At 44.9% G+C, this 10,887-nt stretch carries 12 protein-coding genes; 4 read left to right on the top strand and 8 right to left on the bottom strand.

Annotated features, from left to right (window positions below; genetic code table 11):
- Together ACN0V2_RS03420 and ACN0V2_RS03415 are read left to right on the top strand one after the other, a co-directional pair.
- A partial coding sequence (locus ACN0V2_RS03420) for a LysR substrate-binding domain-containing protein (protein WP_417549383.1) occupies positions 1-557 on the top strand: 557 nt, incomplete at its 5' end.
- Between the two features lie 84 nt (positions 558-641).
- Positions 642-2,048: a diguanylate cyclase domain-containing protein gene (locus ACN0V2_RS03415; protein WP_417549382.1), complete on the top strand. Its 1,407-nt coding sequence runs from the start codon at positions 642-644 to the stop codon at positions 2,046-2,048.
- On the opposite strand, the gene gloA is transcribed toward ACN0V2_RS03415, so the two are convergent.
- From gloA to rpmH, 8 genes are all read right to left on the bottom strand, one after another.
- Positions 2,002-2,556 (bottom strand): lactoylglutathione lyase, encoded by a 555-nt coding sequence (gene gloA, locus ACN0V2_RS03410; protein ID WP_417549381.1) that lies wholly within the window; start codon positions 2,554-2,556, stop codon positions 2,002-2,004. The two genes, ACN0V2_RS03415 and gloA, sit on opposite strands and share 47 nt — an antisense overlap.
- A 22-nt stretch (positions 2,557-2,578) precedes the next feature.
- Positions 2,579-3,532, bottom strand: a complete 954-nt coding sequence (corA, locus tag ACN0V2_RS03405) for a magnesium/cobalt transporter CorA (protein WP_417549380.1) — start codon at positions 3,530-3,532, stop codon at positions 2,579-2,581.
- Between the two features lie 118 nt (positions 3,533-3,650).
- Complete coding sequence (locus tag ACN0V2_RS03400; protein ID WP_417549379.1) at positions 3,651-4,280, bottom strand: methyltransferase; 630 nt, start codon at positions 4,278-4,280, stop codon at positions 3,651-3,653.
- A gap of 9 nt (positions 4,281-4,289) precedes the next feature.
- On the bottom strand, positions 4,290-5,648 hold the full coding sequence (gene mnmE / locus ACN0V2_RS03395; RefSeq protein ID WP_417549378.1) for a tRNA uridine-5-carboxymethylaminomethyl(34) synthesis GTPase MnmE: 1,359 nt from the start codon (positions 5,646-5,648) through the stop codon (positions 4,290-4,292).
- Positions 5,649-5,706: 58 nt separating this feature from the next.
- Positions 5,707-7,350, bottom strand: a complete 1,644-nt coding sequence (gene yidC / locus ACN0V2_RS03390) for a membrane protein insertase YidC (protein ID WP_417549377.1) — start codon at positions 7,348-7,350, stop codon at positions 5,707-5,709.
- The gene (yidD, locus tag ACN0V2_RS03385; RefSeq protein ID WP_349677665.1) at positions 7,343-7,516 is read right to left on the bottom strand and encodes a membrane protein insertion efficiency factor YidD; all 174 of its coding nucleotides are present in this window, start codon (positions 7,514-7,516) and stop codon (positions 7,343-7,345) included. The genes yidC and yidD overlap by 8 nt, the downstream gene beginning before the upstream one ends.
- 47 nt (positions 7,517-7,563) lie before the next feature.
- On the bottom strand, positions 7,564-7,917 hold the full coding sequence (gene rnpA / locus ACN0V2_RS03380; RefSeq protein ID WP_417549376.1) for a ribonuclease P protein component: 354 nt from the start codon (positions 7,915-7,917) through the stop codon (positions 7,564-7,566).
- A 28-nt stretch (positions 7,918-7,945) separates the two neighbouring features.
- On the bottom strand, positions 7,946-8,080 hold the full coding sequence (gene rpmH, locus ACN0V2_RS03375; protein WP_036311011.1) for a 50S ribosomal protein L34: 135 nt from the start codon (positions 8,078-8,080) through the stop codon (positions 7,946-7,948).
- Between the two features lie 266 nt (positions 8,081-8,346).
- Between rpmH and dnaA the strand changes: the two genes are divergently transcribed.
- Entirely contained in the window at positions 8,347-9,711 is a 1,365-nt protein-coding gene (gene dnaA / locus ACN0V2_RS03370; protein WP_417549375.1) for a chromosomal replication initiator protein DnaA, read from the top strand.
- Between the two features lie 14 nt (positions 9,712-9,725).
- Positions 9,726-10,829 (top strand): DNA polymerase III subunit beta, encoded by a 1,104-nt coding sequence (dnaN, locus tag ACN0V2_RS03365; protein WP_417549374.1) that lies wholly within the window; start codon positions 9,726-9,728, stop codon positions 10,827-10,829.
- The last annotated feature ends 58 nt before the right edge of the window (positions 10,830-10,887 follow it).

The raw sequence follows: 10,887 nt of genomic DNA, 5'->3' as shown, positions 1-10,887 counted from the left end.
TGACTGAACATCCCAAGCTGCATCTCAAAATGCGAACCGGCTTTAATCTTCCTCAGGCAACCGTAGGGGAATCTGTCACCTTGTGGTTGGGTAACATCAACGAAAATGGTTTACGTCAGGAGTGTCTGAGACACCTCAGCCAAGGAATTTATGCTAGTCCTGACTATCTCCAGCAAGCTGCTGAAATCAATCATCCTCGTCAACTGATTGAACATGAATGGGTTGATACCTTAAAGCAATCAACAGAGGAAATTTCACTTAAAAATCCTCACGAAAAAACATTTAAATTACCCGCCAGACCATCGCGTATGTCAGCAGATCAATTTGTGATGCAGGCGGATGCAATTGCTCGTGGCAAAGGCTTAGGTTTTTACCCAGACTGGCTGGCTGAATTAAAACTAAAAAATACTTCTCAGGTTTTACAGCGTTGCTTACCAGAATGGAATGGACCCGCCTTACCTATCTGGTTGATGTATCCATATGGACACTTATCACGTCGCACCCGCGTATTTATTGATCATCTGAAAGCAGATCTTCCTGTAGCGTGGAGTAACTGAGCAATCGTTTGTAGTCATTTAAATGCTTGAAGCCGTGCCTGCATCAGCATATTATTGATTAAAAATACATGGTGTTAATTAGGCATGACGCAATCTCCATCCGATGACCAGCAGGCTTTAACTTCGCTTACTGGCAACGACTTACTCGCCCATTTACGTGCCGTATCACCCTATTTACCAGGCTTTATCTATCAACTTTGTCTGTCTCCAGATGGCAAATTTCATTACAGCTATACCAGCCCCAGAGTAGAGAAACTTTTTGGGGTGACTCAGCAACAAGTGGCTGAAGATGCTTCATTATTGCTGAAAATGATCCATCCAGATGATTATCAACGTGTAATCAATGAGAGCATCGAATCCGCTGAAACTGCCAGTGCTTGGCACAGTGAGTTTCGAATGATTCTCAAAAATGGTCGTACTATCTGGATAGAGGCCTATGACACCCCTATCTGGCAAGCCGATGGCACAATTGTCTGGACCGGCTATGGCAATGACATCACTCATCGCAAAAACTATGAAACTGCGCTTAATGAGAGCGAGATAAAGTTTCGAGCTTTTGTTGAAAATGCCAATGACATCATCTATTCGTTGTCGCTCGACGGCATACTAACTTATGTATCACCGAACTGGACTGAAATTCTAGGTCATCCAATTACCGATGTGATCGGTAAACATTTTGAAGATTTTGTCCATCCAGATGATGTGTCTGCTTGCCACAATTTTTTACAACAAGTGCAACACAGTGGAGAAAAACACAGCGGTATTGAATACCGGATAAAACACTTCAATGGGCATTGGTGTTGGCATCGAAGTAATGCATCGCCATTATTTGATAAAAAAGGCGATGTAGGCTCCTACACTGGCATTGCCCGGGATATCACTGAACATAAGTTGATGATGCAACGTATGTCACATTTGGCGCACCACGATACTCTGACGGGCTTGCCTAATCGCGCTAGTTTTACCGAACATCTGAATCAAGCCATTGTGTTAAGCCAGCGTGAGCAGCAGGCTTTAGCCGTTTTATTTCTGGATTTGGATAATTTTAAACCGGTAAATGACCAACATGGCCACGCTATCGGCGATTTATTATTACAACAAGTGGCCAACCGAATCCGCCAATGTCTTCGTGGTGCAGATGTGGTCGGACGCATTGGCGGCGATGAATTTGTCGTACTGTTACAAAATGTTCACCATGTGGCGAATGCCCAGCAAACAGCAGAGAAAATCTGTAGTTGTCTGAGCATTGCTTATGAAGTGGATGGCAAAATTCTGCAAATCGGTGTCAGTATTGGCATCGCTTTATACCCCCTGCATGGCAGTAACGCCATGCAATTGGTTCGTTATGCTGACGAAGCGATGTACGAAGCCAAAAAACTACCAGAACGTGTACAGGTTTTTGCCAGTCCTCCGCTGGGAGTTGGCTCTAATAAAACAGAAGAGCCTAAGCCAGATGATCTTTCAGCAAAAACGGCTGACGATCAGGGGTAAAGATTTCGATCCAATAGCCATCAGGATCTTGAATAAAAGCAATACCTTTCATCTTGCCATCATTAGGTCGTTTAATAAACGGCACACCAAAGGTTTCAAATCGCTCACAAGCGGCGTCAATATCCGGCACTGCAAAACCGATATGGCCAAAGCCACGTGGTTCACTATTACCGTTATGATAAGCAACCTCATCTTTGTCCTCATCACCCCAGTTATGAGTTAATTCCAGCATAGCTGGACGGGCAAAGGTTTGTTTGATGCGCTCATCATTGTCTTCCGACCAATCCTGACGTTGCTCCGGCGAAATAGCCGCCATGAAATATAAGGTGAACTGCATTTCTGGAAAATCAAAACGTTTGATTAGCGTCATGCCCATCACTTCAGAATAAAACTTCAAGGTACGCTGGGGATCTTTAATACGGAACATCGTTTGGTTAAACACATAATCATGTGTCGCCGGATCATGTTGTTCGCTCAATCCCTCTGCTTTATCAAAATGTCGACTCATCTCTGTTACTCCTATGAAGATTTTACAACCAACCTTTACGTTTGAAATAAAGATATGGGGCCATGCCTGCTGCCACCATTAAACCAATAGCAAATGGATAGCCAAAGCTCCAATCCAGCTCGGGCATATATTTAAAATTCATTCCATAAATACTGGCAATTAATGTTGGTGGTAGAAATACCACCGCGGCAATCGAGAACGTTTTAATGATCTGCGCCTGCTGAATATTGATAAAACCCTGGGTGGAATCCATCAAGAAATTTATCTTATCGAATAAAAATGTCGTATGCGACATCAATGTCTCCAAATCTCGCAATATCTCATATAAGGTTTCCCGTGATGCACCCGGCTCTCTTAAGTGACGCAACAAGAATGAAATATCCCGTTGGGTATCCATTAAACATAAACGGATTTTTCCATTACTGTCTTCCAAACGCGCTAACTGACTGATCGCATCCTCCAAATCGGCACTTTCATCTTCTAAAACCAGATGACTGACACGTTCTAGCTGGCGATGAATATCTTCCAGATTATCGGCATGATTTTCGACTTTTTGTTCCAACAAGGTAATCAATAAATCAGTGGGTGTTTCACAACTGACTTGCCCACGGCGAGCACGCATCCGTAATAATCGAAAATCACTTAATTCGCCATCACGAATGGCAATCAGTCTATCCGGCTGCAAAATAAACGCCACCGAAACCGTGTGATGTCGCCCTTCTGAGTACCCCAGAAATAATGAATGCACATGCAGACCATCCTGATCGGTAAAGCACCGAGCTGACGCCTCAATTTCTTCTACATCATCGACATCGGGTACTTCATCGCTGAACAAAGTAGCGAGTAATGCGCGTTCATCATCATCGGGCTCTAACGCATCAATCCAGTCGGCTTCTTTTAAATGATGCCCCAATACCTCGCCATCAACTTTGATTTCCTTAATTAAGCCATGAGCAATTTTGTATAGGCGTAGCATGCCGGCTCCTAATTAGTTTGGGTTTGCCTGAGGGAAGGGTTAAAACATTGTAACGCAATGACCAATTCATGCCGTAAAGGCTATGTCATTTCAGTGGCAATTCCATGACAGTTGAGTTTCAAAGCTGCTGAAATACCGCCATCTGGGTGGGTGAACCTAATTGCAGATCTGCCTTCCCAATTCCTGAAAAATGTACTTCATAATTATGACGCGCAGCAACACCTCTCGCCCACTGTTGAAATTTCTGCCGAGTCCATTCAAATTGATGATCCGGATCTCGAAACTCTCCTGAATACAGGCCATATAAGGGGTTATATTCACTGTTTGGTGTCGTCAGGATAATTTGTTCTGGCCGCATTTCTGCAAAAACATTTTGTTCAACTTGTGATAACCGTTTTGACGCAACATGCTCGATGGTTTCAATCATAACCGCCAACGGAAAACCATACAGATCCGGATGTGGCTCAGCATAAGATGCGTTAATTAGCCTTAACCGACAGGGTGTTTGGTTTAGATAGACTGACAGTTTTTCACGCGCTTGTAGTAAAGATAAACTGGATTGTTCAACACCGATAGCGTGTTCAATTTGGGTTTTCTGAAGTAACTGCCAGAGAAAATTACCGGAGCCACAGCCTAAATCTAATACTTGTTTGGCACCACTTTGCTGAACTAATTTGAGGATTTGTTGATGCCGGACTTCATGTAGAGCACTGATTTGGGTGTCTTGATTTGGAAACTTGGCATACATAAGCAACCATCACTTGCCGATACAAAAGCTAGAAAAGATTTGATCCAGCAAGTCTTCCGTAGTGAAGGTTCCAGTGATTTCGCCCAAAGCTGTTTGAGCAATGCGTAACTCTTCAGCAAGTAATTCTCCTGCACCCATTCCGGTTAAGCACTGATAACCCGCTTCAATCGCTTGTTGGGCACGTTGCAACGCATCTAAGTGTCTGCGGCGTGCCATGAACACCCCTTCTTCTTCAGGATGGAAGCCCACCACTTCACATAAGTGCTGCGTCAACAAATCCATGCCATTGCCATTTTTCGCTGACAGGTAAACCACCGGCTTGGAGTTTTCGACCGTTATTTCAGGCGCATGTCCACTCTGATCGATTTTATTACGAATCAAGGTAAATGCTTTATCTGCTGGTAACGCCGCCAGGATTTTTTCATCCTGCTCAGTCATTCCCAACTGATCATCAATCAGCAACAGAATATGATCCGCTTGTGCTAATTCATTTTGAGTGCGTCGAATGCCTTCCAACTCGACAATATCATCTGTTGCATCATGCAAGCCTGCTGTGTCAGAAATTCGTAGCGGTAAACCACCTAAATGGATTTGCTCGCGCAAGACATCACGAGTAGTGCCTGCAACTTCGGTGACAATTGCTGCATCATGGCCTGCCAGACGATTATGCAAACTGGATTTTCCAGCATTGGGTTGGCCAGCCAATACCACGCTGATACCCTCGCGTAATAATCGACCTTGGCGCGCACTATTTTGTATCCCTGCCAAGGTTGCGAGCAGTTGCTGCAATTGTTTATCGACTTGAGCCTCACCTAAAAAATCAATTTCTTCATCAGCAAAATCAATGGCCGCTTCGACAAACATTCTTAGATAGGTTAGTTCTTGCAGAAAGTCATTAACCTTTTTGGAAAACTCGCCTTGTAAGGAGCGCATCGCACTACGCGCGGCTTGCTCGGTGGAGCTTTCAATTAAATCGGCTACGGCTTCAGCTTGAGCCAAATCCATTTTGCCATTAAGAAATGCGCGTTCCGAAAATTCACCGGGACGTGCCATACGGGCACCAAGATCAATCGCTCTCTGACAGAGCCTATCCATCACCAGAGGACTGCCATGACCTTGCAACTCAACAACATGCTCACCAGTAAATGAGGCTGGTGCGGCAAAATACAATGCGATGCCGCTGTCGATGATCTCTTTATCAGCTGCTCGAAAGTGGGTGAATTTTGCTTGGCGGGGTTTATCGAGTTTGCCGCAGATTTGCTCAGCAATCTGTGCACTTTTAGGTCCTGATAAACGCACAACACCGACACCACCGCGGCCGGGCGCGGTGGCAATGGCTACGATAGTATCGGTGTAGATTTCAGTCATAAATAGTGCCGTTTACTTTGTGTAAACACTGGCATTCACAGGTATTGGGCGATGGATGCTATAAAGCACCCATTTTGCGCGTGATATACCATTGTTGAGCAATTGACAGAAGATTATTGACAACCCAATACAGCACCAGCCCCGCTGGGAAGAAGGCAAAAAATACGGTGAAGACGATCGGGAAGATCTTCATCATCATCGCTTGGGCAGGGTCTTGAGGCGTCGGGTTCAGTTTTTGTTGGAACCACATCGATAAACCAAACAATACCGGCAGAATGAAATACGGATCCATTGCGGTAAGGTCGTGAATCCATAAAATGAAGTCTGCCTGACGCAGTTCAATACTTTCCACCAACACCCAATAAAAGGCTAAAAATACGGGCATTTGCACCAGGATAGGCAAACAGCCACCCAGCGGATTAATTTTTTCAGTGCGATACAAGTCCATCATCGCCTGATTAAATTTTTGCTTATCATCACCATAACGTTCTTTCAGCGTCGCGAGTTTTGGTGTCAATTTACGCATGGATGCCATTGAGCGATAACTGGCTGCAGACAACTTATAAAAGGCCAGCTTGATCAGAATCGTCAGTAACACAATTGACCAACCCCAGTTACCGGTCAATTTGTGCAGCCATTCCATAACGATGAACAACGGCTTGGAAATAATCGTCAAAATACCGTAATCGACTGTCAGATCCAGATTGTCGGCGATCGGTTCCAAACGCTTATGTTCTTTGGGGCCAAGATAAATTTTATATGAGGTTTGAGCTTGCTCACCCGCTTCAGCAACTACCACAGGAAACCGGATACCCGCGGTATAGTTGGTGTTGTTAATGGATTTTCCGTAAAGGCTGATTTCCTGTAATGGCTCAGCCGGAATAAAAGCCGCTACGAAGTAATGCTGAATCATCGCCGCCCAACCACCATTCACGTCACGACGAAAATCATTTTTCTCTAATTCACCAAAATCCACTTTTTCATATTCATTACCCGCGCTGGAAAAAACGGCACCGGTATAGGTGTAAATCATGAAACTATCGTCTTCGGGTTGGTTACGATTAAATTGCGCGTAAGGATAGGCAGAAAATCGTTCGCCGGACTGATTTTCAATTTGATAAGTGACGTTGACCAAGTAACTGTCACGAGTAAATGTATAGGTTTTAATAATCGTCAAACCATTATCTGATTCCCAACGCATAGGTACGCTCAGGCTATCAGCGTTATCACCCATGACATATTCAGATTGTTCAGCGGTATAGGTTTCGTAATGGGTTGGCGCATCACCTTCAGCCCTCAAACCCGACTGGGTCACAAAGAAGTGGTTGCGGCTGTCATTCAAAAATTCTACTGGCTTATCAGGCATCTTCACATCTACCGGATATTTCAGTAAAGCCAGTTGGCGGATATCTGCACCACGTAAGTCGATAGTGGCATCAATAACATCCGTTTTAACACGGAGCAGATTCGCTGAACTGGTAGCGACTTGTTCACTTTCCGGCAAAGCAGGTACTCCATCTGCCGTCACTGTCGGTAATTCCGGCAAGTCATTCTGGGCCTGGTCATTCTCAACAGTAGGCTGGTTAGCATTGTTTTGAGTTGCAACCTGTTGAGGACGCACATAGTCATTTTGCCAAGCCTCCCACAACAACAGAGAAACAATTAACAGGCCAAAAATAAACAGAGTTCTGAGGTTATCCATTGTGTTTTTTTGTCTTTAGTTCAGGAACAGGATCCACGCCGCCGGCGTGCCAAGGATGACAGCATGAGATTCGGCGTAAACCGAGCCACACACCACGAAGCGAGCCATGTGTTTGAATGGCTTCAATCATATATTGGGAACAAGTAGGTTGGAAACGACAATGCATGCCCATGAACGGGCTTAATAGAAAGCGATACGCACGAACAAAAGCGATTAGGATTTTTGCCATTGTGCCACCACGGTTAACCAATGTCGCTCCAATGCTGACCATAATTGAGATGAATCCCGCTGATTAATATCAGGACGAGATAACACCACAATATCGAAATTAGCTAAAGCAGATTGATGTTGCCGGAATGATTCCCGGATGATCCGCTTTACCCGGTTACGCTGACTGGCCAGTTTGAGATGCTTCTTTGCGATTGCCAGGCCCAATCGGGAATGTCCGACTGAGTTTTCAACGCTAAGGATTGTCAGGCCACCGCCACCAGTGCGCTTTCCCTGACGAAAAACCCGGGTAAAGTCTCCCGGGTTGTTCATTTTCATGGCCCGGCTAAAAGTGGCCAAGTCATGCTCCCCCTGAAAACAGAGAGAATTAAACAGAAAGTTTTGCGCGGCCTTTGGCTCTACGGGCATTAATAACACGACGGCCGCCGACAGTTTTCATGCGTGCGCGGAAACCATGGGTACGTTTGCGCTTCAGATTACTAGGCTGAAAAGTTCTTTTCATTTCACCAACTCCAGGAATAACAATAGTTTTGCAGCCGGTAAGCGTCTCGCGAACGGAAACAGCCGGGGCAAAAGACCTGGGATTATAGAGTTTGCAGGCATAACAAGTCAAACCGCATTCATTCAACGCTCTACATTATTTTACTTGCCAAACGAACTGCATGCAGATAACTTTAGATGCCCTGTCTGACACGCTATACTATCACGTAACGAGCCTGCAGTTAGTTAGTCTGCTTTATCAAACCTTATATTAGTCAAGGAGTTGCTGTGTCTTCACCCCTTTGGGAAAAATGCCTATCCCATCTCGAAGGTGATCTTTCGGCACAACAGCTGAATACATGGTTACGGCCACTGCAAGCCATCGAAACTGAAGATAGTCTCCGCCTGTTAGCGCCAAACCCATATGTAAAAGCCTGGGTACACGAGCAACTAGAACAACAAATTAATGCGCTGATTAAAGGTTTGACCAACGGCAACATTAGCAAAATTGAAATTGAAGTTGGCACCAAAGATTCCATTTCCGCAGAAAAAACTAAACGCCGTGTCAAAACCACCGATAAAGCTCCAGCATCAATATCACTTTCTGAAGCTGAACCCACACCTGCCATTGGCAGCCCAATGAATCCACTGTTTACCTTTGATAACTATGTCGAAGGTAAATCTAATCAGATTGCTCGTGCTGCTTCGTTACACGTGGCAGAAGCTCCAGGTACTTCTGGCTATAATCCGTTATTTTTGTATGGTGGAACTGGGCTTGGCAAAACGCACTTGATGCTGGCCGTCGGTAATAAAATTCGCCAAAATAACCCCAAAGCACGTGTCATTTATCTGTCCTCTGAACGATTTGTTCAGGACATGATTACCGCCCTGCGCAATAACGCGATTGATCAATTTAAAGCGCATTATCGTAGTGCCGATGCGTTATTAATTGATGACATCCAGTTTTTTGCCAAAAAAGAACGTTCCCAGGAAGAGTTCTTTTATACCTTTAACAGTCTGCTGGAAGGTCAACGGCAAATCATTCTGACCTGTGATCGTTTCCCAAAAGAAGTAGAAAACCTGGATGAGCGTCTGCAGTCGCGATTAGGTTGGGGACTGACCATCGCCATTGAACCACCAGAGCTGGAAACCCGCGTCGCGATTTTAATTAAAAAAGCGCAACAAAACCTGATTACCCTACCGGATGATGTGGCCTTTTTTATTGCCAAACGTATTAAATCCAATGTCCGCGATCTGGAAGGTGCCTTACAACGAGTGATGGCTTTTTCACGGTTTACCAACCAACCGTTGTCGATTGAAATGGCGCAGGATGCATTAAAAGATCTGCTAGCTTTGCATCAGAAACTCGTAACACTGGAAAGTATTCAGAAAACTGTTGCAGAATACTTCAAAATTCGAGTATCAGATTTACTGGCAAAAAAACGTACTCGTTCAGTTGCTCGTCCAAGACAAATAGCAATGGCGCTGGCAAAAGAGCTCACCAGTCACAGCTTGCCGGAAATAGGCGATGCTTTTGGTGGACGTGATCACACCACTGTTCTGCATGCTTGTCGTAAAGTAGTAGAACTGAAAGAAACTGATAGTCGCATTGCGGAAGATTACCGTAATTTACTTCGAACTTTATCCAGCTAGCCGAGAGAGACATCATGCAATTTACTGTGAGCCAAGACATTATTGCCCGTCCCTTACAACTGGTGTGCAGCATCGTTGAACGGCGCTCCACCCTACCTATTTTGTCTAATATTTTGTTACGGTGTCGCGGACAGCAGCTCACCATGACCAGTACCGATATGGAATTGGAAATGATTGCAACACTGCCAGTTGCTGTCGAAAAAGAGGGCGAAATTACTGTCTCAGCACGTAAATTACTGGACATCGTTCGCGCTTTACCCGCTAACGCCACCATCAGTTTTCAAGCTGAAGACAACAAATCTCTAGTTCGAGCCGGTAAAAGTCGTTTTTCATTAGCCACCCTACCGGCCACCGATTTTCCTGATAGCGAAGGTGCCAATTACCTTGATCAACTTACTGTTCCCCAAGCTGCGTTAAAAGATTTACTCGACGAAACCAGTTTTGCCATGGCCAGCCAGGATGTGCGTTATTACCTCAATGGTTTATTACTGGAACGTGAAGACAACATTTTGCGTGCCGTAGCAACTGATGGCCATAGGCTGGCGCTTGGCAGTATTGAGACAGCTGAAAAGACCAATGAAAAGCACAGTGTTATTGTGCCGCGCAAAGCCATTTTGGAACTCGGGCGTTTATTAGGTGATGTCGCAGATAACGTAACTTTAGCGATCAGCCCACAGCAGCTCAAAGTTGAACTGCCGGATATGCATTTCACGTCCAAGCTGATTGATGGGCAATTTCCTAACTATGAACGTGTTCTGCCCGTAGGCGGAGATAAGGAAGTGATTGCGGAACGAGATGAGCTTAAACAGGCCTTATCACGCGCTTCAATTCTGGCCAATGACAAACATCGTAGTGTGAAGCTGAACCTCAGTAACAATCTGCTTAAAGCCACTGTTACCAATCAGGAACAGGAATCTGCTGAAGAAGAACTGGCTGTGGAATACAGCGGTCCTGATTTGGAAATCGCCTTTAATAATGCTTACCTGTTGGATCTGCTTAATGCCATTCCGGATAACAAGGTCAAACTGCTATTTACTGATGAAAATAGCAGTGCTTTGATTACCCCGAATGATCCAAAATTTACTCGGCAATATGTAGTTATGCCGATGCGGCTGTAACGATTTAACTCCATACAAAAACGGCGCCTTAAGCGCCGTTTTTGTATTTCCCTAAGCC

Origin of the sequence: Methylophaga sp. (genome assembly GCF_048266885.1) — a bacterium.
Lineage (GTDB): Bacteria > Pseudomonadota > Gammaproteobacteria > Nitrosococcales > Methylophagaceae > Methylophaga.
The sequence above is the reverse complement of the archived record's forward strand: the minus strand, read 5'-3'. Positions and strand labels throughout refer to the sequence as shown.